This is a genomic window from Achromobacter marplatensis (genome assembly GCF_002209535.1).
Lineage (GTDB): Bacteria > Pseudomonadota > Gammaproteobacteria > Burkholderiales > Burkholderiaceae_B > Achromobacter > Achromobacter marplatensis.
Map to the genome: position 1 here is coordinate 591,807 of NZ_NJIG01000002.1, position 25,091 is coordinate 616,897.

The window sequence follows — 25,091 nt, forward strand, 5'->3', positions numbered from 1 at the left end:
CACAGCCTTGATTCCTTAGAGGGGAAACCATGAAATCCAATAACACCGTGCTGATCGCGCTGTTCGCGGCGCTGATCGTGGTCTTGAGCCTGATGCCGCCCATTCCACTGCCCGGCATTCCGGTGCCGATCACCTTGCAGACGCTGGGCGCCATGCTGGCCGGCGCGATGCTGGGGCCGCTGCGCGGTGCGCTGGCCTGCCTGCTGTATCTGGCCCTGGCGGCGATCGGCCTGCCGGTGCTGCCGGGCGGCCGGGGCGGTCTGGGCGCCTTCTTCGGCCCCACCGGCGGGTTCCTGGTCGGGATGGTGGCGGGCGCCTTCGTGACGGGCTGGCTGGCGCGCCGTCTGGCGGGCCGCGCCACGGGCACCTGGACGGTGTTGGCGGGTTATGTGGCCGCATGCGTCGTGGGCGGCATCGCGGTGGTATACGCCTTTGGCGTGCCGTGGCTGGCGTCGGTGACCAAGATGGGGTTGCCCAAGGCGGCGACGGCGGTGGCGGTGTTCCTGCCGGGCGATCTGGTCAAGGCCGTGGTGGCGGCGTGGGTGGCCTCGCGTGTTGAACGCGTCTGGCCGATGCTGGGACGCTAGGCTGGCGGCACAGGGAATCCCCCAACTGACGCGCCGAAAGTTTTTCTAGTACAAGTTCGCCATTAACGAATGCGTTTGCTAAAACAAGGTTTCCGTAGCACATCAGGGATTTACCGTAGTTGCGGGAAGTCATCTGATACTGTTTTAACCATATAATATTTTTTTCTGTATAACTTTAACTAGGCTCGCTTCGCCTCAATCGAGGCACATAAGAGCCACCACAGGAGACAAAAATATGCGCAAGCACTTCGGCTTGTCCGCGGCGGCTGCCGCTTTCGCCCTGACTCTGCCGCTCCTGGCGAGCGCACAGGTCAAGGTGGGCGTGACGGTATCCAGCACCGGCCCCGCCGCGTCGCTGGGGATCCCCGAGCGCAACACCGTGGCATTGCTGCCCAAGGAAGTGGCCGGCCAGAAGATCGAATGGATCGTCCTGGACGACGCTACCGACACGACGCAAGCCGTCAAGAACTCGCGCAAGCTGGCCTCCGACGACAAGGTCGACGTGCTGATCGGCACGTCCGTGACCCCGGGCTCGCTCGCTATGGTGGACGTGGCTGCCGAAGCCAAGGTGCCGATGATCAGCGTGGCCGCCAGCGCCAAGATCGTCGAGCCGGTGGACGAGAAGCGCCGCTGGGTCTTCAAGACCCCGCAGAACGATGCGCTGATGGCCGGCGCCCTGGCTGACGCCATGGCCAAGTCCAAGGTCAAGACGCTGGGCTTCATCGGCTTTGCCGACGCCTACGGCGACGGCTGGCTGGACGTGATGCAAAAGTCCGCCAAGGCCAAGGGCATCGAGATCGTCGCCATTGAAAAATACAGCCGTACCGACACCAGCGTGACGGGCCAGGTCCTGAAGCTGGTCGGCGCAAAGCCCGACGCCATCCTGATCGCCGGCGCCGGCACCCCGTCGGCCCTGCCGCAGAAAGAACTGAAGGCCCGTAACTACGGCGGCACCATCTATCAGACCCACGGCGCCGCCAATAACGACGTGCTGCGTGTCTGCGGCAAGGACTGCGACGGCATGTTCCTGCCGGCCGGCCCGCTGCTGGTGGCAGCCCAGTTGCCCGATTCCAACCCGGTCAAGAAGTCGGCCCTGGCCTACGTCGAGACCTACGAGAAGGCCAACGGCGCCGGCTCGACCAACACGTTCGGCGGCCACATGTGGGACGCCGGCCAACTGGTCGTGGCGGCATTGCCGGTGGCGTTGAAGTCGGGCGCCAAGCCCGGCACGCCGGAATTCCGCGTTGCCATGCGCGACGCGCTGGAAGGCGTGAAGGATCTGGCTGCCTCGCAAGGCGTGTTCAACATGTCGCCCACCGACCACGCCGGCTTTGACGAGCGTTCGCGCGTCATCGTCAAGGTCGAAGGCGGCAAGTGGGTCTATCAGCCCGGCCTGTAATTCCCCAGGATTGCCCGATCCACGGGTGCGCGACGTAAGGCAGGCGCCAGTCGCTGGCGCTTGCCTTGCGGCACCCGAGCAATGCTTCGCACCGGCCTTTCCGGCCGGTGTGTCGTATCAGCAAGAAATCACAAGGTAGTTGTTCGATGGATTCCTCAATTGCGCTGATCCTGCTGCAAGACGGTGTCGTCAACGGCGCTATCTATGCCCTGTTGGGCATGGCTCTGGTGCTGGTTTTCGCCGTCACGCGCGTCATTTTCATACCCCAGGGCGAGTTCGTGGCGTTTGGCGCCTTGACGCTCGCCATGCTGGTGGACGGCAAGGTGCCCGGCACCGCCTATTTGCTGCCGCTGCTGGGCGCCGTCTGCCTGGCGCTTGAACTGCTGCGCGCCGTGCGCACCCGCAGCTTCGCCGGCCTGCCCAAATCGCTGGTCACCTGTGTCGTCCTGCCGCTGGCGCTGTTCTGGGTGACCAAGAGCTATACCGGACCGGACAACTCGCTGTGGCTGAACATGCTGCTGACGCTGTTGCTGGTGATCCCGATGGGCCCGATGGTTTACCGCATCGTCTACCAGCCGTTGGCCGAAGCCACCGTGCTGGTGTTGCTGATCGTCTCCGTGGCCGTGCACTTTGCCTTGATGGGCTTGGCACTGGTGTTTTTTGGCGCCGAAGGCTGGCGCACGCCGGCGTTCGTCAGCGGCCAGGTGGATCTGGGCTTCATGGTCTGGTCCGCGCAAAGCCTGTTCGTGGTGGCGACCTGCGCGCTGCTGATCGTGGCCCTGTGGCTGTTCTTCGGCAAGACGCTGTATGGCCGCGCGTTGCGCGCCACTGCCGTCAACCGCCGCGGCGCGCGGCTGGTCGGCATCAGCACCACCATGTCCGGCAGCCTGACGTTCACGCTGGCGGTGGGTATCGGCGCCATGTCCGGCATGCTGATCGCGCCCATCACCACCGTCTACTACGACACGGGCTTCCTGATCGGCTTGAAGGGCTTCGTGGGCGCCATCATCGGCGGCCTGGCCAGCTACCCCATCGCCGCGGCGGGTTCGCTGCTGGTCGGCGTGCTGGAGTCGTTCTCGTCCTTCTGGGCCAGCGCCTATAAGGAAGTGATTGTCTTTACCCTGATTATCCCGGTTCTGGTGTGGCGTTCGTTCAGCACCCATCACGTGGACGAAGAGGAATAAACGTCATGAACCGCATTTTGCTTGCCGTATTCATCGTCGTCCTGGCGGGCCTGCCATTGGTGCCGGTCACACCCGAATTCTGGGTGACGCAACTCAATTACATCGGCCTGGCGAGCCTGGTCGTGCTGGGGCTGGTGCTCCTGACCGGCGTGGGCGGCCTGACGTCCTTCGGCCAGGCGGCGTTCGTCGGCCTGGGCGCTTACACCACCGCCTTCCTGACCACGCAGTACGACGTATCGCCCTGGCTGGCGTTGCCCGTCGGCCTGGTCATCACCGCCGTCGTGGCGTATCTGCTGGGCGCGATCACGTTGCGCCTGTCGGGCCACTATCTGCCGCTGGGCACCATCGCCTGGGGCCTGTCGCTGTATTTCCTGTTCGGCAATATCGATTGGCTGGGCAAGCACGACGGCATCGCCGGCATCGAACCGCTCAGCGTTTTCGGCATTTCGCTGGCGAGCGGCCGGCACATCTATTACCTGATCTGGGTGTTCGTGCTGCTGGCGCTGTGGGCCACGCGGAATCTGCTGAACTCGCGTCCGGGCCGCGCCATCCGCGCGCTGAAAAGCGGCGCAGGCATGGCCGAATCCATGGGCGTGAACACGGCCGCGTACAAGGTCGTGATCTTCGTCTGGGCGGCACTGCTGGCCTGCATTTCGGGCTGGCTCTACGCGCACATGCAGCGCGCCGTCAGCCCCAGCCCCTTCGGCCTGAACTACGGCATTGAATACCTGTTCATGGCGGTGGTGGGCGGTGCGGGTTACGTCTGGGGCGCCTTGCTCGGTTCCAGCGTCATCCTGGTGCTGAAGGACCAGTTGCAGAACCTGCTGCCCAAGCTGCTGGATACCAACGCCAACTTCGAAATGATCGTTTTCGGCGTGCTGCTGATCCTGATGCTGCAATACGCCCGCAACGGCCTGTGGCCGATCCTGGCGGGCTGGTGGGGCAGCGTCACCGGCGCCGACGGTTCGCGTCGCAATCTGGCGCCTCCGGCGCCCGCGCCCGCCTTGCCGACGCGCGAGCGCCCGCAAGCGGGGCAGGTCGTGCTGGAAGTGGACGCCATCCGCAAGGAGTTCGGTGGCCTGGTCGCGGTCAACGACATCACCTTCAAGGTCAGTTCGGGCGAAATCATGGGCCTGATCGGCCCCAACGGCGCCGGCAAGAGCACGACCTTCAACCTGATCAGCGGCGTGCTGCCGGTGACGCGGGGCAAGGTCACGTTCATGGGCCAGCGCATCGACAACCGCTCGGCGCGCGAGATCGCCAAGCTGGGCGTCGGCCGCACCTTCCAGCACGTGCAACTGCTGCCCGGCATGACCGTGCTGGAAAACGTCGCGCTGGGCGCGCACTTGCGCTCCGACGTCGGCGTGCTGGCGGGCGCCTTGCATTCGGACCGCGCCCGCGAGGCGCAGTTGCTGCACGAGGCTGCTGAGCAGATCAAGCGGGTGGGCCTGGGCGAGTACCTGTACGAGCAGGCGGGCAACCTGGCGCTGGGCCAGCAACGCATTCTGGAAATCGCGCGCGCCCTGGCGTCCGATCCTGTGCTGTTGCTGCTGGACGAACCCGCCGCCGGCCTGCGCTACAAGGAAAAGCAGGACTTGGCGCGCGTGCTGGAACAGCTGCGCGCGGAAGGCATGAGCATTCTGCTCGTCGAACACGATATGGATTTTGTGATGCGCCTGACCAACCACCTCGTGGTGATGGATTTCGGCACCAAGCTGGCCGAAGGCGTGCCGGCCGATGTGCAAAAGAACCCGGCGGTGCTGGAAGCCTATCTGGGCGGCATCGACGACGACCTGCCCGAAGCGGATCAGGCCAAGCCCGTGTCGGCCGGAGGTGTGCAATGAGCGCCACGCAAACCCCCGTCCTGGAAGTCAGCAACCTGTCGGCCCGCTACGGCAAGGTCGGTGCGCTCGTGGGCGCCTCCCTGACCGTGCCCGCCGGCAGTATCGTGACCGTGATCGGCGCCAACGGCGCCGGCAAATCCACCATGCTGAACGCCATGATGGGTTCTTTGCCGCAGACCGGCCATTCCGCCGGCACCGTGCAGTACGCCGGTACCGACGTGTCGGCCTGGCAGGTGGAGCGCCGCGTGGCGGCCGGCATGTCGCTGGTGCCCGAACGCCGCGAACTGTTCGGCACCATGTCCGTGGAAGACAACCTGCTGCTGGGAGGCTTTCGCCGCTATCGGGCACGCGAGGCCGGCTGGCGCGACACGCTGAACGAAGTGTTCGACCTGTTTCCGCGGCTGCGTGAACGCCGCGCCCAACAGGCCGGCACCTTGTCCGGCGGCGAACGCCAGATGCTGGCTGTCGGCCGTGCGCTGATGGCCAAGCCCACGCTGCTGATGCTGGACGAACCCAGCTTGGGCCTCGCGCCGCGCATCGTGCGCGAGATCTTCCACATCATCGCGCGCCTGCGCGAAACCGGCGTGGCGATCCTGCTGGTCGAGCAGAACGCCCGCGCGGCCCTGCAAGTGGCCGACTACGGTTACGTGCTGGAAACCGGCGAAGTGATCCTGCACGGCCCGGCGCGCGAACTGGCCGGCGACCCGAAGGTCATCGAAAGCTACCTTGGCCTGGGCAAGGGCGCGGAAAAAGACTGAGCGGCACGCCAAGCCGATCCTGAAAAAACCGGACACCGACAGGTGCCCGGTTTTTTTTATCTGTCGAACACCTCGACCACGCGGAAGCGTTCGCAGACCAGCATCATGTCCGGCGATTGGGCGAATCGCTGAACCGGAATGTCACGGCGTTTTCGTAGGGGGCCGGGGGTTTTACGCTTGGGGTGTCCATTGCAGAGTCAGCTCCTGGCCCATTTCAGGGTCGGACGTGGAAGGGGCGCCGGTTTCGATGCGTCCGGCCAGCCGGCGCGTACAGGCGAGGTCGTCGGGGACATGCACGGTGACGTCATACCAGCCGCCCGTGCGGGTCATGTCCCACGACAGTTCGACGGATTCGCCAGGCGCCAATGCGGCGCCGGTTTGTGGCGGGTAGCGGTAGGCATTGGCGTCGACACGGAACGTGCGCGGTTCGGGGCCGGGGTTATGCACCGTCAGCCGCAGGGACGCGCCGGGTCCGGCATAGGCGGCGGTGACTTCCAAGGGCGGCACCGCCCCGGCTACCGAGCGTCCCGTGCAATGGCGATGGAACCCGTTCGGCCCCAGCACCCACAGGTCGTAACGGCCGTCATCGCCGGCCGTCAGCCATTCACCTGCCAGCCGCTTGCCGGCTTCCACGGTGTAGCGGCGCGGGCCGCGGTCCAGATGCAGCCGGTCGTAGACATGCAGCACCGCGGCGGCCGCGCCGACGTTCTCGAATTGCAGCGTGACGCGGTCGCCGTCCACCCGCGCGTGGGTATGCAGCGCATAAGGCAATGCGCGAGAGGGACGCGTGCCGGATTGCTGGCGAGCCAGCGCCGGTTGCGCGGGAGCAGGGGGCGTCACGGTGCCGGGCAGGGCGGAGGCTTGCGCAGCCCGCTCGGCCGTGGCGGGAAAGTCGCGCAGCAGGTCGGCGCCATCCGGGTTGGCGAAATCGAAGATCGACGTCAGGTCGCCGCAGACGGCGCGGCGCCAGGGCGAGATATTCGACTCGGCCACGCCGAAGCGCTGCTCGACGAAACGCAGCACCGACGTGTGGTCGAACACTTGCGAATTGACCCAGCCGCCCTTGGTCCACGGCGACAGCACGTACATAGGCACACGCGGCCCCAGCCCGTAGACGCCGTGCAGATGCGCAGGCGTGTCGTCCTTTTCCACCCCGGTGATGAGCTCGTGGTATTCGCCGCGGGTGTCCACGGTGGACGCGCCGGCCAGTGCGCCCGTGGCGTCGCGCGACGGTGGGGCGGGTGGCGGCATGTGATCGAAGAAGCCGTCGTTCTCGTCGAACATCAGCAGCAGGACGGTCTTGCTCCAGACCTCGGGATTGGCGGTCAGCGCGTCCAGGACGCGGGCCGTATAGTCCGCGCCCTGCGCGGGGCTCGAGGGGCTGGGGTGTTCGGATCCCGCCTTGGTGGCGCAGATCCACGACACCTGCGGCAGCGTGCCGTCCAGCACGTCCTGGCGCAGCAGATCCAGGCCACGGGTCGTCAGCGCCTTTTCCTTCAGCGCCGCAAGCGATCCCGGCACCCCGTGGTAGGCATCGCGATAGGCTTTGAAGCCCGCCGTGGGATTCAGCGAGTAGTTGTCCGCCATGTTCTGATAGATGCGCCAGCTGACGCCAGCGGCTTCCAACCGTTCCGGATAGGTGGTCCACGTGTAGGCGCGGGCGGGGTCTCCGCCCTTGAGCTTGTTGTAGACGTTGCCCAGCGCCGGGCCATTGCCGCGCCCTGCGCCGTCGTTCGTGCCGCTCCACACGAACAGCCGGTTCGTATTGGTACCCCCCGTGAACGAGCAGTGGTAGGCGTCACAGAGGGTGAAGGCGCGCGCCATGGCGTACTGGAAAGGCATGTCGGCCTCGGTGTAGTACGCCATCGAATGGTTCTTCTTGGCGGCGGGCCAGCGGCCCATGCGCCCCGCTTCCCAGGCGTCCTGGGCGTTGGACCAGGTGTGCGGCGTGCTGGCGATGCGCAAGGTCTCGAAGGCTTCACGCGTGTCCAGGTGATAGGGCAGCACGGTGCGCGGAGCGCCTTCTTCGGGCTTGTCGTTGTATTGCGCCCAGACGGTGCGGTGGCGGGCCTCAGGGCTGTCCGGCACGGGGATGGGAAAGCGGTCGCCAAAGCCGCGCACGCCCGCCAGTCCGCCGAAATAATGGTCGAACGAACGGTTCTCCTGCATGAAGATCACGATGTGTTCGACATCGCGGATCGTGCCGGTGCGGTGGTTGGCGGGAATGGCCAGCGCGCGGCGGATGGAAGCCGGCAGCAGCGCCAGCGCACTGCCGGCGCCTGCCAGGGCTGCGCTGTTGCGCAGGAAGTCGCGTCGTGTCTGCATCGTCGGGCATCGCTTGAATACGACACTGCCCGCGAGAGAGCGGGCAGTGTCAGGGGTGTGCGGGAGGGGGGGGCGGCGCCGGTTCAGCGGCTGCCGGTGCTTTCCGCGTAGTCCATGTACAGCTTGTGGGCGCGGCGGGCCAGCGGGCCGTATTCCAGCGCGCGGCCTTCCACGCGGTTCACGTGGACCACCTTGCCGTAATTACCCGACGAGAACACTTCGTCGGCTTCTTCGACATCGGCGCGGGTCAGGCTGCGCTCCTGCACTTCGACGCCATCTGCCTTCAGCAAGGCCAGGACGCGGCGGCGGGTGATGCCGTTCAGGAACGTGCCGTTGTCCACGGGCGTGGACACCACGCCGTTCTTGGCCAGCCACAGGTTGCTGGTGGCGAATTCGGCGATGTTGCCCGCGCCGTCCAGCATGATGGCGTTGTCGAATCCCTTTTCCGCGGCTTCGCGGATGGCGCGCTGGCCGTTGGGGTACAGGCACGACGCCTTGGCGTCGGTGGGCGCCATGTTGGGCCAGGAACGTGCAAAGCTCGAGAAGCAGGCCGAGAAGCCTTGCTCGCCGGGCATCGGCACCTTGAACACGTGCAGCACGAATTGGGTCTTGTCGGCATCCGGCAGCAGGAAGCCGTCGGCGCAGTAGAACATCGGCTTGATGTAGAGCTCGGTGCCGGCGGGGAACTTGGCCACGGCTTCCAGGCACAGCTTCTGGATCGCTTCCCAGCCGATCTGCGGCTTCATCAGCATCTTTTCAGCCGAGCGCACGACGCGCTGGCAGTGCAGGTCCAGGTCGGGCGTCAGGCCGCGGAACGCGCGCGCCCCGTCAAAGACCATGCTGGCCATCCAGAAAGCGTGGTCGGCGGGGCCGAGCAGTTTGGGGTTCTCGGTGGTCCAGTGACCGTCGTGCCAGTACAGGGCATCCATGTTCATCTTCCTTTGCTTGAATCGGGTAGGCGCTTCTTCGGCGCCGAAACGTCAGGATACATGAGGCGGCGGCTGCGTTCGGTCCGTCACTCGCGCGCAAGCGCTGCCTGGACGCGATCGGCGGCTTCCGCCGGCATCCATTGCCGCCAGACGGGGCCGTACTGCTTCAGGAAATAGCGCGCCGCGTCCTCGGGTTCCTTGCCTTCGTTCTCAAGCCACCCCAAGGTGGCGTTGATGGCGTCGTCGGGTATGGTCAGCTTGCCCAGGAACTCGGCGATCCGGGGCGCTTCCTTGGCGAACGCCGCGTTCACGCCCGTGACGACGGGGTTGGGCTTGAACTCGGTGGCGACCGGATCGGCGCACTTGGGATCGGTCATGCAGGTGTAGGCCGCCTGGTCGAAGGCGGGCAGTTCCAGCTTCACCAGGTCCAGCGCGCCCACCAGCGACGTCGGGGTCCAGTAGTAGAAGACGATGTCGCGCTTGCGCTTGTAGGCCGACACGATGGCCGCCTTCTGCGCGGCGCCCGAGCCGGGCGCGAACAGCGAGTAGTCCTTGTCCAGCTTCAGGGCGCGCAGCAGGTTGTCGTTCAGGGTGCCGCAGGCCCAGCCGGCGGGGCAGCCGTAAATGCGGCCGCGGCCCGGGTCTTCGGGGTCGGTGAACACGTTCTTGAAGCGTGCCAGATCGGACGCGGCCTTCAGCTCCGGGTGGCGTTCGACGGTGTAGCGGGGCACATACCAGCCTTCGCCGGCGTCGTACACGTGACCCACGCCCAGCACGCGGCCGCTGGCCAGCGCCTTTTTCCAGGCGCCTTCGATCTGGCCGGGCCACACTTCCGGCGTCACGTCGACGTCGCCGCGTTGCAGCGCCGCCAGCATGGGCAGCGTTTCGCCGATTTCGACCGTGGTCTTGCAGCCGTAGCCGTGTTCCAGCACATAGCGTTCAATGCCGGCCAGGACCAGGTTGGATTCCCAGTTCAGGCCGCTGAAGCGGATGGGCCGGTCGACTTCGCAGGTGGGGGTGGGCGACGCCGCTTGGGCTGCCGGGGCCAGGAGGGCCGTGGCCAGCGCCAGGGCGCCGATGACGGGGGCGAGCGGATGCGGGTTGCGCATGGTCAGGCACCTGTGTGATGGGGTGCGTTTCATTGTACGGGTGCTTGGCCGCAGGCCAAACGCAAACGGGGCCGCATGGTGCGGCCCCGTCCGGGTGGCAAGCGCGTGGCGCCGGTCAGGCGCGGGCGGCGCGCCGGCGTTCGATGAAGGCGCCGAATTCGCCCACGATGCCGCGGCGGAAGGCCAGCACGCAGATCACGAAGATCAGGCCGATCACGATGGTGACGGATTCACCCAGGCGCAGGAACCAGTCCACGCCGGTCAGGTTGGCCATCATCTGGCCGAAATCGCCCACCTTGTTCTCCAGCAGCACCACGATGAACGCGCCCAGGATCGGGCCCGTCAAGGTACCGAGCCCGCCGATCAGCGTCATCAGGATGACCAGCCCCGACATCTGCCAGGTGGCGTCCGACAAGGTGGCCGACACGAACACCAGCGTCTTGGTGGCGCCGGCCAGGCCGGCCAGCGCGGCCGACAGCACGAAGGCCAGCAGCTTGAAGCGGTCGACGTCGTAGCCCAGCGAAATGGCGCGCGGCTCGTTTTCGCGCAGCGCCTGCAGCACTTGCCCGAAGGGCGAGTTCACCGTGCGCCAGATGATGAAGTAGCCGATGATGAAGATGGCCATCACCAGGTAGTACAGGTTGATGTCCTTGGACAGGTCGACCAGCCCCAGCAAGGTGCCGCGCGGCACGCTTTGCAGCCCGTCTTCGCCGCCGGTGAACTTGGCCTGCAGGAAGAAGAAGAACACCATCTGCGCCAACGCCAGCGTGATCATGGCGAAGTAGATGCCGCTGCGCCGGATGGCGATGGCGCCCATCGCCAGGCCCAGCAGCGCCGCCACGCCCACGCCGAACAGCAGGCCGATTTCGGTCGGGAAGCCCCAGACCTTCATCGCATGGCCGGCCGCATACGCCGCGCTGCCCAGGAAGGCGGCGTGCCCGAAGGACAGTAGCCCGGTAAAGCCCAGCAGCAGGTTGAACGCGCAGGCGAATAGCGCGTAGCACATGATCTTCATGGCGAAGATCGGATACACCCCGAGAAAGGGTAGAGCGGCCACCACGACGGCCAGGACCGCATAGCCCAGGAGTTGACGATTCATTTTTCTTTTCCGAACAGCCCGGCCGGGCGGATCAACAGAACGATGGCCATGATGATGAACACCACGGTGCTGGAGGCTTCGGGCCAGAACACCTTGGTCAGTCCTTCAATCACGCCCAGGCCCAGACCGGTCACGATGGCGCCCATGATGGACCCCATGCCTCCGATCACGACCACGGCGAACACGACGATGATGAGGTTAGACCCCATCAGCGGGGAAATCTGCAGGACGGGCGCAGCCAGCACGCCGGCAAAGCCCGCCAGCGCCACGCCAAAGCCGTAGGTCAGCGTGATCATGCGGGGCACGTTCACGCCGAAGGCCTCGACCAGGCGCGGGTTTTCGGTGCCGGCGCGCAGCAGGGCGCCCAGGCGGGTGCGTTCGATCACGAACCAGGTCGCCAGGCAGACGACCACCGACGCCGCCACGACCCAGCCACGATAGTTCGGCAGGATCATGAAGCCCAGGTTGGTCGCGCCGCGCAAGGCCTCGGGCGTGGGGTAGGGTTGGCCCGACACGCCGTAGAAGCTGCGGAACAGCCCCTCGATCAGCAGCGTCAGCCCGAAGGTCAGCAGCAGGCCGTACAGGTGGTCAAGCTTGTACAGGTGCTTGAGCAGCAATTTTTCGATCAGGATGCCGAATAGCCCGACGACCAACGGCGCCAGGATCAGCATGACCCAGTAGTTCAACCCCAGGTACGACAGCCCCATCCAGGCGATGAACGCGCCCAGCATGTAAAGCGCGCCGTGCGCGAAGTTGATGACGTTCAGCAGCCCGAAGATAACGGCCAGCCCGAGCGACAACATGGCATAGAAGGAACCGTTGACCAGGCCCAGTAATAGCTGGCCGAACAAGGCCTGTATAGGGATGCCGAAAAGGTCAGTCATCTTGTGAAAATCCTGCGCGTACGGATGGAAGCGAGCAAATGCGAGCTGCGGCGGCGACTTGCGCCCGACCGCAGCTCGGGGTCACATAAGCCGGGGATTACTTCTTGACCAGCTTGCAGGTGGACTCGGACAACTTGGTATAGACCTCGTCGCCGGGCAGCGTCGCCACGACCTTGTAGTAGTCCCACGGGCCCTTGGACTCGGCCGGGGTCTTGACCTGCATCAGGTACATGTCGTGGATCATGCGGCCGTCTTCGCGCACATACCCGCCCTGGGCGAAGAAGTCGTTGACCTTGTTGGACTTCATCCACTTCATCACGGCATCGCCGTCGTCCGTGCCGGTGGCCTTGACCGCGTTCAGATAGAAGCTGAGGGCGGAATAGTCGCCCGCCTGAAGCATGGACGGCTTGCGGCCGACCTTGGCTTCGAACTTCTTGGACCAGGCGCGCGAAGCGTCGGATTGGTCCCAGTACCAGCCATCGGTCAGGTACATGCCCTGCGTGGCCTGCAGGCCCAGCGCGTGCACATCGTTGATGAAGACCAGCAGACCCGCCATCTTCATGGTCTTGGTCACGCCGAATTCATTGGCGGCCTTGATCGCGTTGATGGTGTCGCCGCCTGCGTTGGCCAGACCCAGGATCTGCGCCTTGGAGGCTTGCGCTTGCAGCAAGAAGGACGAGAAGTCCGACGCGCCCAGCGGCGCCCGCACCTGGCCTTTCACATCGCCGCCCGCGGCCTTGACGACAGCCATGGTGTCACGCTCCAGCGCATGGCCGAAGGCGTAGTCGGCGGTCAGGAAGAACCAGCTCTTGCCGCCGTCCTTCACGACGGCGGAACCGGTGCCGCGCGCCAGGGCCACGGTGTCGTAGGCATAGTGCACGGTGTAGGGCGAGCATTGCGCGTTGGTCAGGTCCGAAGCGCCCGCGCCGATTGCCATGAAGGGCTTCTTCTTGGCTGCGGCCACGCCGGCCATGGCCAGGCTGGTCGACGAGTTGGTGCCGGCGATGATGACGTCCACCTTCTGTTCGTCGAACCATTCGCGCACGCGCGCGGACGCGACGTCGGCCTTGTTCTGGTGGTCGGCCGAGACCACTTCGATTTTCTTGCCGTTGATCGAGCCGCCGGCGTCTTCGATCGCCATGCGGATCGCTTCCAGACCGGCCTTGCCGTCGATGTCGGAATACACGCCCGACATGTCGGTGATGAAGCCGATGCGGATGACATCGTCGGAGATACCTTGCGCGTGGGCGGTCGCCCCTGCAAATCCCAGGCCCGCCATGGCCAGTGCAGCAGTGATGGTGTGCAGCTTCATGGGATGACTCCTCTTCCCTACGGTGTAGTGTTGCCGGGGTTCCGGCGGATGACAGGTTGTTTTAGACGCCCAGCAATTCGTTGAGCGTGTCCTGTTTTTCTGAAAGTTCCGCCGCTTCGAAATGCTCGACGATCTGGCCGTGCTCCATGACATAGAAGCGGTCGGCCAGGGGAGCCGCGAAGCGGAAGTTCTGCTCCACCATGACGATGGTGTAGCCGCGCTGCTTGAGCGTCGTGATCATTCGGGCCAGCGCCTGCACGATGACCGGCGCCAGGCCCTCGGAGATTTCGTCCAGCAGCAGCAGGTTGGCGCCGGTGCGCAGGATGCGCGCCACCGCCAGCATTTGCTGTTCGCCGCCCGACAAGCGCGTGCCGGGCGAATTCCGGCGCTCTTGCAGGTTGGGGAACATGTCGTAGATCTCGGCCAGCGACATGCCGCCGCCCAACGAGCCCACGACAGGGGGCAGCAGCAGGTTTTCTTCGCAAGACAGGCTGGCGAAGATGCCGCGTTCTTCAGGGCAATAGCCCACGCCCAGATGGGCGATCTTGTAGGTGGGCAGGTCGATGGCTTCGGTGCCGTGGATGCGCACCGAACCCTTGCGCGATCCGGTCAGGCCCAGAATGGCCCGCAGCGTCGTGGTGCGGCCGGCGCCGTTACGGCCCAGCAGCGTGACGACTTCACCTTGCCCTACGCGCATATCCACGCCGTGCAGGATGTGCGATTCCCCGTACCAGGCTTGCAAGCCCGAGATTTCCAGTGCCGGGGTGCTCATGCGTGCGCTCCTTGAAGTTCGCCGTCGGTGGTGCCCATGTAGGCTTGCATCACGGCCGGGTGGCGCGAGACTTCGGCGTACGTGCCCTCGGCCAGCACCGAGCCGCGCGCCAGCACGGTGATGGTGTTGGCAATGGAGGACACGACGTTCATGTTGTGTTCGACCATCAGGATGGTGCGCCCGGCGCTCACGCGCTTGATCAGCTGCGTGACGCGGTCCACGTCTTCGTGGCCCATGCCCTGGGTGGGCTCGTCCAGCAGCATCAGTTCGGGTTCCATCGCCAAGGTCGTCGCGATTTCCAGCGCGCGCTTGCGGCCATACGGCAAGTTTACCGTGGTCTCGTTCGCGAAGGCGCCCAGGTCCACCTGTTCCAGCAGCGCGCGGGCAGGCTCGTTCAGCGCCGCCAGGCGTTTGTCGCTTTGCCAGAAATGGAACGACAGGCCGGTCTTGCGCTGCAAGCCGATCCGCACGTTTTCAAGCACGGTCAGGTGGGGAAACACCGCCGAAATCTGGAATGAGCGGATGACGCCGCGCCGCGCAATCTGCGCGGGGCGATCGCCGGTGATGTCGATGCCGTTGAACTTGATCGTTCCCGACGTGGGAGATAAGAACTTGGTAAGCAGGTTGAAGCAAGTGGTCTTGCCCGCGCCGTTAGGCCCGATCAAGGCATGAATCTCGCCCCGCTTGATACGCAAATCGACCCCATTGACCGCGACGAATCCGCGGAACTCCTTGGTGAGGCCTTTTGTCTCCAGGATTGTGTCATCCATGTCCGCTGCACCGGCGTTGATTTTTATGGTCTCAACCCGCCGTGATTTCGACAGGCCCCCCGCGGGGTCGTGAAATACAACGATTGTTCGTTGTTTTCCGATGAGTTGCCGGCGAGTATGCGGACCTCTTTATCAAAATTCCATGAGGGTTTTACATAGGTTTTGCAGTGCGGCATGTTGAATTGTCAACAGGCCGACAATACTTGGCGCACAAGGCGGGAAAACCCTTTTCTTATCCAATGCGTTGCAGCAAATGGGCGTTGATTCTTATCAACGTCTTATGCAAATTTCATCGAGGGAAAACCCGGTTTTTCACGCGATGAAATGATTCCGAAATATTCGGAATGCCGCGTTCACGCTGGCGTTTTCTGTTTGAATTCGCACAGGTCGGAAATGCCGCATTGCGGGCATTTCGGTTTGCGCGCCACGCAGACGTAGCGGCCTTGCAGGATCAGCCAATGATGGGCGTCCTGCATATATTCGCGTGGTACGAACTTCACCAGTTTCTCTTCGACTTCCAGCACGTTCTTGCCGGGCGCGATGCCGGTGCGGTTGGACACGCGGAAGATGTGCGTGTCCACGGCCATGGTCGGCTGGCCGAACGCAGTGTTCAGCACCACGTTGGCCGTCTTGCGGCCCACGCCGGGCAGCGACTCCAGCGCCTCGCGGGTCTGCGGCACTTCGCCGCCGTGGTGCTCGATCAGGATCCGACAGGTGGCGATCGTATTCTTGGCCTTGGTGCGGTACAGGCCGATCGTCTTGATGTAGTCGGACAGGCCTTCTTCGCCCAGGTCCAGCAGGGCCTGGGGCGTGCCGTACTGCGGGAAGAACTTGCGCGTGGCGATGTTGACCGACTTGTCGGTCGCTTGCGCCGACAGCAGCACCGCAATCAGCAATTGGAACGGGGTGTCGTATTCCAGTTCGGTGGTGGGGTGGGGGTTGGCCGCCTGCAGGCGGGCGAAGATCTCACGGCGTTTGGCTGCGTTCATGACTGCGTCGGATTGCGGCGGGCCCGGGCGCGGGCCAGCGCGGATTCAATGGCGGAGCGCTTGCGGTCTTCGCTTTGCGCGTCGTCGGCGGCGGCCTGAACTGGAGACGCCTGAGTGGGAGCTTCCGGCGCCATCAGGCGCGCGTTGTCGGCCGCCAGGCGTTCGGTGCGCGCCAGGTGGTTGCGATGGCGCTGCCGGCTGACGGCGGCGTCCTGCGCGCTCCAGGCGCGCCCGGCGGGGACCATCTGGATGCAGTCCACCGGACAGGGCGCCACGCACAGGTCGCAGCCCGTGCACCAGTCAGCCAGCACCGTGTGCATGTGCTTGTTCGCGCCCACGATGGCGTCGACCGGACAGGCCTGGATACACAGCGTACAGCCGATGCAGTGGGATTCGTCGATGCGCGCGACCAGCAGCGGGCCGGGTTCGCCGCGTTCCAGGTCCAGCGGCAAGACGGGGGTCTGCAGCAGGGCGGCCAGCGCGGTGATGCCTTCGTCGCCGCCCGGCGGGCAGCGGTTGATCGGGGCTGTGCCCTCGGCAATGGCGTCGGCATAGGGCCGGCAGCCGTCATAGCCGCACTTGGTGCATTGCGTCTGGGGCAGCAAGGCGTCGATGCGGTCGGCAAGTGAGCGACAGGACATGTAAGGCCAATAAAAGAAAAAGGGGCCACTCGGGCCCCGTGGAATACGGATCTGGCTTGAGGGCGCGCGGGCCGGACCCGCGCGTCACCTGCCGGACGGCGCTACGCCGTCGTCAAGCCGATTGCCGGATGAATTCGGCAATTTTAGGACAGATCATTTCACGCCACCGGCGGCCCGAGAAAATCCCGTAATGGCCGCAGTTGGGGGCGGTGTAGTGCATCTTGCGCTCGGCCGGGATGTTCTTGCACAGCTTGATGGCTGCGCGCGTCTGTCCCTGGCCCGAAATATCGTCCAGCTCGCCTTCGATGGTGAAGAGGGCGACCTGCTTGATATCGGCCGGGCGCACGGTCTGGCCATCCACTTCCCAGGTGCCGCTGGGCAGGGCGAAGTCCTGGAACACCATGCGGATCGTATCCAGGTAGAACTCGGCCGGCATGTCCAGCACCGCGTTGTATTCGTCGTAGAAGCGGCGATGCGCTTCGGCGTCGCTGTCGTCGCCGCGCAGCAAGTCCAGGTAGAACTCGTAGTGCGACTTCATGTGGCGGTCGGGATTCATGGCCATGAACCCGGCATGCTGCAGGAAGCCCGGGTAGACCTTGCGGCCGGCGCCCGGATAACGGGGCGGGACCGGGTGGATCACCTGGTTTTCAAACCACGAATAAGGTTTGGTCGTGGCCAGGCGGTTCACCTGCGTGGGCGACTGGCGCGGATCGATGGGGCCACCCATCATCACCATGCTGCGCGGCTGGCAGGGATCGTTGGCGGTCGCCATCAGCGAGACGGCGGCCAGCACCGGCACGGTGGGCTGGCAGACCGAGATTACGTGCACGTCCGGGCCCAGGTGCCGGATGAAATCCTGCACATAGCGCACGTAGTCATTCAAGTGGAACGGGCCCGCCGACAGCGGCACCATGCGGGCGTCGACCCAGTCCGTGACGTAGACGTCATGGTTGGGCAGGAGGGCGCGCACGGTATCGCGCAGCAGCGTGGCGTGGTGGCCGGACAGCGGGGCAACCAGCAGCACCTTCGGGTCGTCGCGGCCGGCGGCGCGCACGTCGCGGTGGAAGTGCACCAGGCGGCAGAAGGGCTTATCCAGCGCCAGGGTTTCGGTGACGCGAACGGACTTGCCGTTGATCTGGGTCTCGGGAAGATTCCAGGCGGGCTTCTGATATTCCTTGCCGATCCGCGTCATCAACTCGTACCCGGCCGCCATCTGGCGGGAAATCGGAGTGTAGGCGAGGGGACTGTAGGGGCTGGAGAACAGCTGGGAACCGGCATCCGTGAATGCAGCGAACGGAGTCAGGAAGGCGCGCTGCATTTCGTGCAATTGGTACAGCATTTGGGGGAAGTCCTTCTGGGTCGTGCGTGTGCCCCGATTATTGCGCCGAGGGCTAAAGATATATCCAATCAGCCTGAAGAAACTGCCGCAAAGACCGGGATTCTGTTGCTAAAAAGAGACCCGTCATCCCATTAAGCACCAGTTTAGGGCGTTTTCCTGCCCCGGCCAGAGCCCAAACGGAGGATTTATGCACTAAGCCGGGTCGTGCGGGATCACCAGTAATTCTCAACCGCCAGGTTGCCGGGGATGCCCCGGCGGCCCGGCTTGAAGCCGCGTTCACCCAGCAGCTTGCGGGCATCCGCCAGCATTTCGGGGTTGCCGCAAAGCATGATCTTGGCGTGTTCGGGGTCCAGCGGCTGCCCGGCCAGCCGTTCCAGCTGGCCATCGGCGATCAGCGTGGTCAGGCGCGCCTGGGGCATGCCCGGCAGGGCTTCGCGGGTGGCGATGGGCAGGTAGACGAGCTTTTGCGGGTCGGCCGCGAACAGCTCGGCCAGCTCGGGCCGCGTGCCCCAGGACTCGATCTCTTCGCGGTAGGCCAGCTCCGCCGCGGTGCGCACGCCATGCACCAGGATGATGCGGCGGTAGGCGCGCCAGGTGGCTGGGTCGCGCAGGATGGACAGGTAGGCGGACAGCCCGGTGCCGGAGGCCAGCAGCCAGAGGTCGCCGCCCGGGGCGAAGCGTTCCAGCGTCAAGAAGCCGTAGGGCGTTTTTTCCACGTACAGCGCGTCGCCCGGTTGCAGCTGCGCCATGCGCGGGCTGAACAGGCCGTCGGGGACCACGATGGAATAGAACTCCAACCCGGACTCGTGCGGGGCCGACACCATGGAATAGGCGCGCCACAGGGTGGGCGGGCCGTCTGGGTCGTCCGCCCCGGGTAAACCGACCCGGGCGAACTGGCCCGGCAGGAACGTATACGCATCGTCGCGCGTCACGCGCACCGAGAACAGCTTGTCGGGCACCCAGGTATGGATCTGGGTTACGGTCTGGCGCGTGTATTTGGAGTCGTCGGTCATCGGGGCATCGCACGATGCCGGCCGCCAGGCGGCAGCCGGCCGTCGCGGATTATTTTTCCAGGTATTGCAGCTTGTCCTGCTTGCCGTTCCAGTCGTCGGCGTCCGGCAGGGGCTTCTTGGCGCGGCTGATGCTGGCGAACTCGGGAGAGAGTTCGGCGTTCAGCGCGATGAAATTCAGTTGGTCTTGCGGCACGTCTTCTTCGGCGTAGATCGCATTGGCCGGGCATTCCGGGATGCAGACGGCGCAGTCGATGCATTCGTCCGGATCGATCACGAGAAAGTTCGGACCCTCACGAAAACAGTCCACCGGGCACACATCAACGCAATCGGTGTACTTGCACTTAATACAGTTTTCGGTGACAACGTGGGTCATTCAGGAACTCCGGGATCGGCGGCTTTTGTGTCTTGTTGCCCGGATTTTACCTAATGCGGGCGGGATGTGCCGGTAATACCCGTATTGACATCGTGGCCCATCGCCCTGAACCCCCTGTCCTCTATGCTATGGTGTCGCGAAACGATACGCGCAATCATGATAATCACTTCGCTGCTCGACACCGATCTGTACAAATTCAGCATGATGCAAGTGGTGCTGCATCAATTCCCCGCTGCACAGGTCGAGTACCGTTACAAGTGCCGCACCGTGGGCGCCGACTTGCGCCCCTATCTGGATGAAATCCGCGAAGAAGTGCACCAATTGTGCCAGTTGCGCTTCACGCAGGACGAACTGGACTACCTGGGCGGCTTGCGTTTCATCAAGAGCGACTTCGTTGATTTCCTTGGGCTGTTCCACATGCCCGAGCGCTGCATCCACATCAGCGAAGGCGACGCGCCCGGCGAGATCTCGATCGAGGTCAAGGGCCCGTGGCTGCACACGATCCTGTTCGAGATCCCGGTGCTGGCCATCGTCAACGAAGTCTACTTCCGCAACACGCGCAAGAATCCCGACTGGGAAGAAGGCCGCCAGCGCTTGCAGTCCAAGATGCACCTGGTGCTGGACGACCCCGCGCTGGCCGATTTCCGCGTGGCCGAATATGGCACGCGCCGCCGCTTCTCGAAAGTCTGGCACCAGGAAGTCGTGTCCACCATGAAGGCGCAGATGGGGCCGCACTTTGCCGGCACCAGCAACGTGCTGCTGGCCAAGCAGCACGAAGTGCTGCCGCTGGGCACGATGGGCCATGAATACCTGCAGGCCTGCCAGGCCCTCGGCCCGCGCCTGCGCGATTCCCAGGTGTACGCGCTGGAAGTCTGGGCCAAGGAATACCGCGGCGACCTGGGCATCGCGCTGTCCGACGTCTACGGCATGGATGCCTTCCTGCGCGACTTCGACATGTATTTCTGCAAGCTTTTCGACGGCGCGCGCCACGACTCCGGCGACCCCTTCGTCTGGGGCGAGCGTCTGCTGGAACACTACCGGAAGAATCGCGTGGACCCCCGCGCCAAGACCCTGGTGTTCTCGGATTCGCTGACGTTCCCGCGCGCGATCGAACTGGCCCGCCAGTTTGCCGGGCGTTGCAAGGTGTCGTTCGGCATCGGCACCAACCTGACCAACGACCTCGGCCATGAACCGCTGCAGATCGTCATGAAAATGGTCCGCTGCAACGGCCAGCCCGTGGCCAAGGTGTCCGACGCGCCTGAAAAGACCATGTGCGACGATCCCGCCTACCTGGCATATCTGCGCCAGGTGTTCCAGCTGCCCCCCGCCTGAGGGCGGCTCGGGGTAAATTGCTGGTTTCCTTGTATTGATCCACCCACCCAACTCGACTCTAGGGGAATATTCATGAGCAGCATCAAGCGCTTCCACGTCGCCAAGCGCCTGTCGGACATGGCCGTGTACAACGGCGTCGCGTACCTGGCAGGCCAGGTGCCTGACGATGCCAAGCTGGACATCACCGGCCAGACCGAGCAAGTGCTGGCGACGATCGATCGCCTGCTGGCCGAAGCCGGCACCGACAAGACCAAGATCCTGATGGCCCAGATCTATGTGGCCAACATGAAGGAATTCGACGGCATGAACAAGGCATGGGACGCATGGGTCGCCGACGGCAATTCGCCTCCGCGCGCCACGGTCGAAGCCCGCCTGGCCAACCCGGACTTCAAGGTCGAAATCGTCGTGACGGCCGCCGTCTAAGCGATATCCGCCTGCAAGCAAAAAGCCCTTCGGCATGCCGAAGGGCTTTTTCTTTTTGGCAAGGCGCTATCTGCGGTGGCAGCCATAAGTCGTGAACCATGGGTCGCAGCGGCCACCGTCAACGAATCGTAGGATGGGTGGAGCGCGCGACGTCCCAGGCAAGCACACAACCGCCAACCGCGCGTAACCCATCATCCCCCCATCAGCACCATTCCCGCCAGCAATCCCCCCAATTCCTCGCACCTGGCCAGGTCTTCCTCGCGCACCGTCTTCTCTGCCCAGATCTGTTCGGCCGACTGCGCACCCATGTTGACGATCAGCGCCGGCGCCACAGCCTTCAGCCGCCAGCCGGTGCAAATCCGTTCAACCTGCCGTGCTGCGCCCGAGCCGTCGCTGCCCGCGCTGATCGCGCAGCCGTAGGGCAGGCCCTGAATCCGGTCGAGCACAGCATAGTAGTTGCGGTCGAAGCATTCCTTCATTTCGCCGCTCAGGCTGGCCAGATTCTCCGGCGCGCAAAACAGGTAGCCCTGGCTTGCCAGCAGGATGTCGGCGTCGACCTCCGAGGCGCGCCGCAGCACGACGCGCAGTGCGTCGGCCTGCTCCAGCTGCGTGGCGGCCGCGACGGCGCCCCGGGCGGCGGCCTCGGCCATCTGCCGGGCCGCGCCCGTGCGCGAATGCCAGGCGATCAGCAGCTGCTTCATGCGTAGCGTTCCAGGGTGTCCTGCCGGTAGTACGCCCGCAGCAAGCCATACCATTCGGGCAGCGCCTGCTGCATGGGGACGGGGTCCACGAAGAAGTGCTCCGAGCTGACGGCGAAGAACTCCGCCTCGTCGGTGGCGGCGTACGGGTCCATCGGTAGTTGTCCATACCAGGCGTCCGCTTCCTCGCTTTCCGGGTCCACGTCGTGCGGGATGGCCGCCTCGACCGCGTCCAGCGCGGCGATGAAGCGGTCCAGGCTGTCGCCCAGCACCTGCCGCCAGACTTTCGGCTTCAGATCCGGGTGCGCCGCCAGCGACGGCATGCCGTCCGCAAAGCCCGAGCGCAGGTCCAGCTTGTGGGCGAATTCATGAATCACCACGTTGAAGCCGCCTTCGGACAACTGCGTGTCTTCCCAGGACAGCACCAGCGGGCCGCCTTCCCAGGCTTCACCTGCCGCGTCCTCGATGTATTCGTGGACCACGCCGTCGTCGTCCTGGCGCGAACGGGGAATGCGGAAGCTGGCGGGGTACACGATGATCTCGTCCCAGCCTTCGTAGAGTTCGGGCGCCAGGTTCAGGATGGGCAGGCTGGCCTGCGCCGCGATGGACAGGCGCATGAAGTCCGAGACCTCTAGGCCCTGCGCGCCATTGATGGTCTTGCTGGCCAGCAGCCAGGCCGACCGCGCCAGCAATTGGGCGGATTCGTCGGCGTTCAACGCCGCCAGGAAGGGGTGGGCATCCAGCACCTGCCGCCAGAGTTCGGGCGAGATCCGGGCCTGCATCTCGGCCACTTCGGAGGCGCGGGCGCCCCGGCCCTTGAGCCAGCGCAACATAAGCTTCGGTTCCTTCTATATACCGGGAGACGGCGGGGCATTCAGTGTTAACAGGCCCTAGGGCCTGTTCCAGGCGCCCGATAGCCGGCCTGTGCGAGGCTCCTTTTAGTGCTAACAGGCCCTAGTGTAGAGTGTCGGGATATCAACCCGCCACGCACGACGCCCTTCATGTCCGCCCCGCCTGTTATCGACGCGCCTTCGCCTTTCGACGCTTCCTGGCGGCAGGAGGTCGGGGCGGGCCTGGACGCCGACGGCATGGCGCTGATTGACCAGGCGGTTGCCTGGGCCATCCCCCGTTTTGAAGGGCAACAGGCGCTGACGGGTGAACCGTTGGCCAGCCACGGCGCGGGCGTGGTCCGCATCCTGGCGGCCTTGCATACCGACGCCGCCACGCGCGCCGCGGCGCTGCTGGCCGCCTTGCCTACTGACTTGATGGCGCCCGCGCCGGCCTTGCGCAACGACCCCGTCGCCACGGCGTTCGGCGCCGAGGTCGCACGCCTGGTCCAGGGTACCCGCGCGCTGCTGCGCCTGGGTGTGGTGGCCCGCCAGGCCAGCGATGCCGAGGCCGAAAGCGGCTCGCAAAAGGAAATGCAGCGCAAGATGCTGCTGGCGATGGCGGCCGACCTGCGCATCGTGCTGATGCGCCTGGCCTCCCGGCTGCGCACGCTGCGCTGGCACGCCGAAAGCAAGGCTCCGTGCTCCATCGCCTTTGCGCGCGAAACGCTGGACCTGTACGCGCCGCTCGCCAACCGCTTGGGCATCTGGCAGATCAAATGGGAAATGGAAGACCTGGCCTTCCGCTTCCTGGAACCCGACCGCTACAAGCAGATCGCCCGTCTGCTGGAAGAAAAGCGCGTCGAGCGCGAGGCCTTCATCGCCGGGGCCATTGATCGCCTGCAGACCGCCTTGTCCAAATCCGGCATCGAGGCCGAGGTCAGCGGCCGGCCCAAGCACATCTACAGCATCTGGAACAAGATGCGCGTCAAGCGCCTGGACTTCGCCCAGATGTACGATCTGCGCGCCTTGCGCATCATCGTCGAGGACGTGCGCGCCTGCTATACGGCGCTGGGGCTGGTGCACGAGATGTGGACGCCGCTGTCCGACGAGTTCGACGATTACATTTCGCGGCCCAAGCCCAACGGCTATCGATCGCTGCATACGGTCGTGGCGGACGACGACGGCCGGCCGTTCGAAGTGCAGATCCGCACGCGTGAAATGCACCAGTTCGCCGAATACGGCATGGCTGCGCACTGGCGCTACAAGGAAGCCGGCGCCAAGGGCGGCCAAGTGGCGGCCTCCAGCGAATACGACCGGCAATTGGCGTGGATGCGCCAACTGCTGGCCTGGAACAGCGATGTCGAAGGCGGCGCCGAACCGGGCGCGGAAACCGCCAAGCCGGAAGCCGCCAAACCGGCCGCCGGCAAGTCCGGTCCGGGCAAGAACCGCAACGTGGTGACGGCGCCCGCGCATACCGATGAACGCATCTACGTGCTGACGCCGCAGGCGCGGGTGATCGAACTGCCCGCCGGCGCCACGCCGGTGGATTTCGCCTATCACCTGCACACCGACCTGGGCCACCGCTGCCGCGGCGCCCGTGTCGACGGCCAGATGGTGCCGCTGCAGACGCGGCTGTCCACGGGGCAGACCGTCGAGATCATTTCCGCCAAGTCGGGTGGACCGTCGCGTGACTGGCTCAACCCCCAGTTGGGGTTCCTGGCCAGCCCGCGGGCGCGCGCCAAGGTGCGCATGTGGTTTAACGCCATCGAGCTGCAGCAGCGCATCACCCAAGGGCAGGCGCTGGTCGAAAAGGAATTGCAGCGGCTGGGCAAGACGGCCGTCAACCTGGAGCAACTGGCGCAGAACCTGGGCTTTGCCCGCGCCGACGACCTGTACGTGGCGGCGGCCAAGGAAGAGTTCAGCCTGCGCCAGATCGACAGCGTATTCCAGCAACCGGGGCCGGCCGTCGAACCGCAACCGGCCGCGCTGCGCCACGCCAGTGCGGGCAGCGCCGAGAAAAGCGGCAAGAGCGGCGTGCTGGTGGTGGGAGTGGGGTCGCTGTTGACGCAGCTGGCGCGCTGCTGCCGCCCGGCGCCGCCGGACGCCATCGCCGGCTTCGTCACGCGGGGGCGCGGCGTGTCCATCCACCGCAGCGATTGCCACAGCTACCTGGCGCTGGCGGCGCGCGAACCCGAACGCGTGATCGAAGTGGCCTGGGGCGAGACCTCGGATACCTTCTATCCCGTGGACATCAGCGTGCGCGCGCACGACCGCTCGGGCCTGCTGCGCGACCTGTCCGAAGTCTTTGCGCGGCTGCGCTTGAATGTCGTGGGCGTGAATACGCAAAGCAAGCAGTCGCTGGCCCACATGGTATTCACGGTGGAAGTGCGCGGGGGCGAATCGCTCGCCCGCGCGCTGGACGCCTTGGCCGAAGTGGCCGGCGTGTCCTCGGCGACGCGCCGTTAGGACGAAGCCCCCAGG

23 protein-coding genes are annotated in these 25,091 nt (G+C 65.1%); 8 read left to right on the forward strand and 15 right to left on the reverse strand.

Features of this window, described 5'->3' with window-relative positions; genetic code table 11:
- Positions 1 to 29: 29 nt before the first annotated feature.
- The 5 genes from CEY09_RS06230 to CEY09_RS06250 all read left to right on the forward strand — a co-directional run bounded on the left by CEY09_RS06230 (position 30) and on the right by CEY09_RS06250 (position 5,772).
- Positions 30 to 587, forward strand: coding sequence for a biotin transporter BioY (locus CEY09_RS06230; RefSeq protein WP_088587958.1), 558 nt, complete (start codon positions 30 to 32; stop codon positions 585 to 587).
- A 235-nt stretch (positions 588 to 822) separates the two neighbouring features.
- Positions 823 to 1,986 carry an ABC transporter substrate-binding protein gene (locus tag CEY09_RS06235; protein ID WP_088587959.1) on the forward strand — a complete coding sequence of 388 codons (1,164 nt, stop codon included), beginning with the start codon at positions 823 to 825 and terminating at the stop codon, positions 1,984 to 1,986.
- A gap of 146 nt (positions 1,987 to 2,132) precedes the next feature.
- The gene (locus CEY09_RS06240; RefSeq protein WP_006223786.1) at positions 2,133 to 3,170 is read left to right on the forward strand and encodes a branched-chain amino acid ABC transporter permease; all 1,038 of its coding nucleotides are present in this window, start codon (positions 2,133 to 2,135) and stop codon (positions 3,168 to 3,170) included.
- A gap of 5 nt (positions 3,171 to 3,175) precedes the next feature.
- Positions 3,176 to 5,014 carry a branched-chain amino acid ABC transporter ATP-binding protein/permease gene (locus CEY09_RS06245; RefSeq protein ID WP_088587960.1) on the forward strand — a complete coding sequence of 613 codons (1,839 nt, stop codon included), beginning with the start codon at positions 3,176 to 3,178 and terminating at the stop codon, positions 5,012 to 5,014.
- Positions 5,011 to 5,772, forward strand: a complete 762-nt coding sequence (locus tag CEY09_RS06250) for an ABC transporter ATP-binding protein (RefSeq protein WP_088587961.1) — start codon at positions 5,011 to 5,013, stop codon at positions 5,770 to 5,772. Before CEY09_RS06245 ends, CEY09_RS06250 begins: the two co-directional genes overlap by 4 nt.
- 171 nt (positions 5,773 to 5,943) lie before the next feature.
- Here CEY09_RS06250 and CEY09_RS06255 read toward each other — a convergent pair whose 3' ends face one another.
- From CEY09_RS06255 to fdxA, 13 genes are all read right to left on the reverse strand, one after another.
- Positions 5,944 to 8,097, reverse strand: coding sequence for a phosphocholine-specific phospholipase C (locus tag CEY09_RS06255; RefSeq protein WP_088587962.1), 2,154 nt, complete (start codon positions 8,095 to 8,097; stop codon positions 5,944 to 5,946).
- Positions 8,098 to 8,180: 83 nt separating this feature from the next.
- Entirely contained in the window at positions 8,181 to 9,026 is an 846-nt protein-coding gene (locus tag CEY09_RS06260) for a branched-chain amino acid aminotransferase (protein ID WP_035212823.1), read from the reverse strand.
- Positions 9,027 to 9,112: 86 nt separating this feature from the next.
- Positions 9,113 to 10,135, reverse strand: a complete 1,023-nt coding sequence (locus CEY09_RS06265) for an ABC transporter substrate-binding protein (RefSeq protein WP_088587963.1) — start codon at positions 10,133 to 10,135, stop codon at positions 9,113 to 9,115.
- Between the two features lie 115 nt (positions 10,136 to 10,250).
- A complete protein-coding gene (locus CEY09_RS06270) occupies positions 10,251 to 11,234 on the reverse strand; it encodes a branched-chain amino acid ABC transporter permease (RefSeq protein WP_006223793.1) in 984 nt (327 codons plus the stop codon).
- Positions 11,231 to 12,118 carry a branched-chain amino acid ABC transporter permease gene (locus CEY09_RS06275; RefSeq protein WP_006223794.1) on the reverse strand — a complete coding sequence of 296 codons (888 nt, stop codon included), beginning with the start codon at positions 12,116 to 12,118 and terminating at the stop codon, positions 11,231 to 11,233. The genes CEY09_RS06270 and CEY09_RS06275 overlap by 4 nt, the downstream gene beginning before the upstream one ends.
- Before the next feature lie 97 nt (positions 12,119 to 12,215).
- Complete coding sequence (locus CEY09_RS06280; protein ID WP_088587964.1) at positions 12,216 to 13,430, reverse strand: ABC transporter substrate-binding protein; 1,215 nt, start codon at positions 13,428 to 13,430, stop codon at positions 12,216 to 12,218.
- Positions 13,431 to 13,491: 61 nt separating this feature from the next.
- The gene (locus CEY09_RS06285) at positions 13,492 to 14,202 is read right to left on the reverse strand and encodes an ABC transporter ATP-binding protein (RefSeq protein ID WP_006223796.1); all 711 of its coding nucleotides are present in this window, start codon (positions 14,200 to 14,202) and stop codon (positions 13,492 to 13,494) included.
- Entirely contained in the window at positions 14,199 to 14,972 is a 774-nt protein-coding gene (locus CEY09_RS06290; protein ID WP_006223797.1) for an ABC transporter ATP-binding protein, read from the reverse strand. The genes CEY09_RS06285 and CEY09_RS06290 overlap by 4 nt, the downstream gene beginning before the upstream one ends.
- A 353-nt stretch (positions 14,973 to 15,325) precedes the next feature.
- A complete protein-coding gene (nth, locus tag CEY09_RS06295; RefSeq protein ID WP_006223798.1) occupies positions 15,326 to 15,961 on the reverse strand; it encodes an endonuclease III in 636 nt (211 codons plus the stop codon).
- Positions 15,958 to 16,602 (reverse strand): electron transport complex subunit RsxB, encoded by a 645-nt coding sequence (rsxB, locus tag CEY09_RS06300; RefSeq protein ID WP_088587965.1) that lies wholly within the window; start codon positions 16,600 to 16,602, stop codon positions 15,958 to 15,960. Before rsxB ends, nth begins: the two co-directional genes overlap by 4 nt.
- 112 nt (positions 16,603 to 16,714) lie before the next feature.
- Positions 16,715 to 17,941 (reverse strand): polyhydroxyalkanoate depolymerase, encoded by a 1,227-nt coding sequence (locus CEY09_RS06305; protein ID WP_088587966.1) that lies wholly within the window; start codon positions 17,939 to 17,941, stop codon positions 16,715 to 16,717.
- A gap of 212 nt (positions 17,942 to 18,153) precedes the next feature.
- Positions 18,154 to 18,954 (reverse strand): ferredoxin--NADP reductase, encoded by an 801-nt coding sequence (locus CEY09_RS06310; protein WP_088587967.1) that lies wholly within the window; start codon positions 18,952 to 18,954, stop codon positions 18,154 to 18,156.
- 49 nt (positions 18,955 to 19,003) lie between these two features.
- A complete protein-coding gene (gene fdxA / locus CEY09_RS06315; protein WP_006218015.1) occupies positions 19,004 to 19,327 on the reverse strand; it encodes a ferredoxin FdxA in 324 nt (107 codons plus the stop codon).
- A gap of 156 nt (positions 19,328 to 19,483) precedes the next feature.
- Here fdxA and pncB point away from each other — a divergent pair, with 156 nt between their 5' ends.
- A complete protein-coding gene (gene pncB, locus CEY09_RS06320) occupies positions 19,484 to 20,659 on the forward strand; it encodes a nicotinate phosphoribosyltransferase (protein WP_006223802.1) in 1,176 nt (391 codons plus the stop codon).
- Between the two features lie 72 nt (positions 20,660 to 20,731).
- Positions 20,732 to 21,082, forward strand: coding sequence for a RidA family protein (locus tag CEY09_RS06325; protein WP_006223803.1), 351 nt, complete (start codon positions 20,732 to 20,734; stop codon positions 21,080 to 21,082).
- A gap of 191 nt (positions 21,083 to 21,273) precedes the next feature.
- Here CEY09_RS06325 and CEY09_RS06330 read toward each other — a convergent pair whose 3' ends face one another.
- Positions 21,274 to 21,783: a flavodoxin family protein gene (locus CEY09_RS06330; RefSeq protein WP_088587968.1), complete on the reverse strand. Its 510-nt coding sequence runs from the start codon at positions 21,781 to 21,783 to the stop codon at positions 21,274 to 21,276.
- On the reverse strand, positions 21,780 to 22,613 hold the full coding sequence (locus CEY09_RS06335) for a M90 family metallopeptidase (protein ID WP_088587969.1): 834 nt from the start codon (positions 22,611 to 22,613) through the stop codon (positions 21,780 to 21,782). The genes CEY09_RS06330 and CEY09_RS06335 overlap by 4 nt, the downstream gene beginning before the upstream one ends.
- 168 nt (positions 22,614 to 22,781) lie before the next feature.
- Here CEY09_RS06335 and CEY09_RS06340 point away from each other — a divergent pair, with 168 nt between their 5' ends.
- Positions 22,782 to 25,076, forward strand: coding sequence for a RelA/SpoT family protein (locus CEY09_RS06340; RefSeq protein ID WP_006223806.1), 2,295 nt, complete (start codon positions 22,782 to 22,784; stop codon positions 25,074 to 25,076).
- Positions 25,077 to 25,091: the final 15 nt, after the last annotated feature.

Coding starts and splice junctions, on each gene's coding strand:
- nth (WP_006223798.1), bottom strand. CDS start 15,961: ATGAACGCAGCCAAACGCCGTGAGATCTTCGCCCGCCTGCAGGCGGCC.
- CEY09_RS06245 (WP_088587960.1), top strand. CDS start 3,176: ATGAACCGCATTTTGCTTGCCGTATTCATCGTCGTCCTGGCGGGCCTG.
- CEY09_RS06310 (WP_088587967.1), bottom strand. CDS start 18,954: ATGACCGACGACTCCAAATACACGCGCCAGACCGTAACCCAGATCCAT.
- fdxA (WP_006218015.1), bottom strand. CDS start 19,327: ATGACCCACGTTGTCACCGAAAACTGTATTAAGTGCAAGTACACCGAT.
- CEY09_RS06280 (WP_088587964.1), bottom strand. CDS start 13,430: ATGAAGCTGCACACCATCACTGCTGCACTGGCCATGGCGGGCCTGGGA.
- CEY09_RS06305 (WP_088587966.1), bottom strand. CDS start 17,941: ATGCTGTACCAATTGCACGAAATGCAGCGCGCCTTCCTGACTCCGTTC.
- CEY09_RS06275 (WP_006223794.1), bottom strand. CDS start 12,118: ATGACTGACCTTTTCGGCATCCCTATACAGGCCTTGTTCGGCCAGCTA.
- CEY09_RS06265 (WP_088587963.1), bottom strand. CDS start 10,135: ATGCGCAACCCGCATCCGCTCGCCCCCGTCATCGGCGCCCTGGCGCTG.
- CEY09_RS06240 (WP_006223786.1), top strand. CDS start 2,133: ATGGATTCCTCAATTGCGCTGATCCTGCTGCAAGACGGTGTCGTCAAC.
- CEY09_RS06290 (WP_006223797.1), bottom strand. CDS start 14,972: ATGGATGACACAATCCTGGAGACAAAAGGCCTCACCAAGGAGTTCCGC.
- CEY09_RS06260 (WP_035212823.1), bottom strand. CDS start 9,026: ATGGATGCCCTGTACTGGCACGACGGTCACTGGACCACCGAGAACCCC.
- CEY09_RS06340 (WP_006223806.1), top strand. CDS start 22,782: ATGTCCGCCCCGCCTGTTATCGACGCGCCTTCGCCTTTCGACGCTTCC.
- CEY09_RS06335 (WP_088587969.1), bottom strand. CDS start 22,613: ATGTTGCGCTGGCTCAAGGGCCGGGGCGCCCGCGCCTCCGAAGTGGCC.
- CEY09_RS06250 (WP_088587961.1), top strand. CDS start 5,011: ATGAGCGCCACGCAAACCCCCGTCCTGGAAGTCAGCAACCTGTCGGCC.
- pncB (WP_006223802.1), top strand. CDS start 19,484: ATGATAATCACTTCGCTGCTCGACACCGATCTGTACAAATTCAGCATG.
- rsxB (WP_088587965.1), bottom strand. CDS start 16,602: ATGTCCTGTCGCTCACTTGCCGACCGCATCGACGCCTTGCTGCCCCAG.
- CEY09_RS06255 (WP_088587962.1), bottom strand. CDS start 8,097: ATGCAGACACGACGCGACTTCCTGCGCAACAGCGCAGCCCTGGCAGGC.
- CEY09_RS06230 (WP_088587958.1), top strand. CDS start 30: ATGAAATCCAATAACACCGTGCTGATCGCGCTGTTCGCGGCGCTGATC.
- CEY09_RS06285 (WP_006223796.1), bottom strand. CDS start 14,202: ATGAGCACCCCGGCACTGGAAATCTCGGGCTTGCAAGCCTGGTACGGG.
- CEY09_RS06325 (WP_006223803.1), top strand. CDS start 20,732: ATGAGCAGCATCAAGCGCTTCCACGTCGCCAAGCGCCTGTCGGACATG.
- CEY09_RS06270 (WP_006223793.1), bottom strand. CDS start 11,234: ATGAATCGTCAACTCCTGGGCTATGCGGTCCTGGCCGTCGTGGTGGCC.
- CEY09_RS06235 (WP_088587959.1), top strand. CDS start 823: ATGCGCAAGCACTTCGGCTTGTCCGCGGCGGCTGCCGCTTTCGCCCTG.
- CEY09_RS06330 (WP_088587968.1), bottom strand. CDS start 21,783: ATGAAGCAGCTGCTGATCGCCTGGCATTCGCGCACGGGCGCGGCCCGG.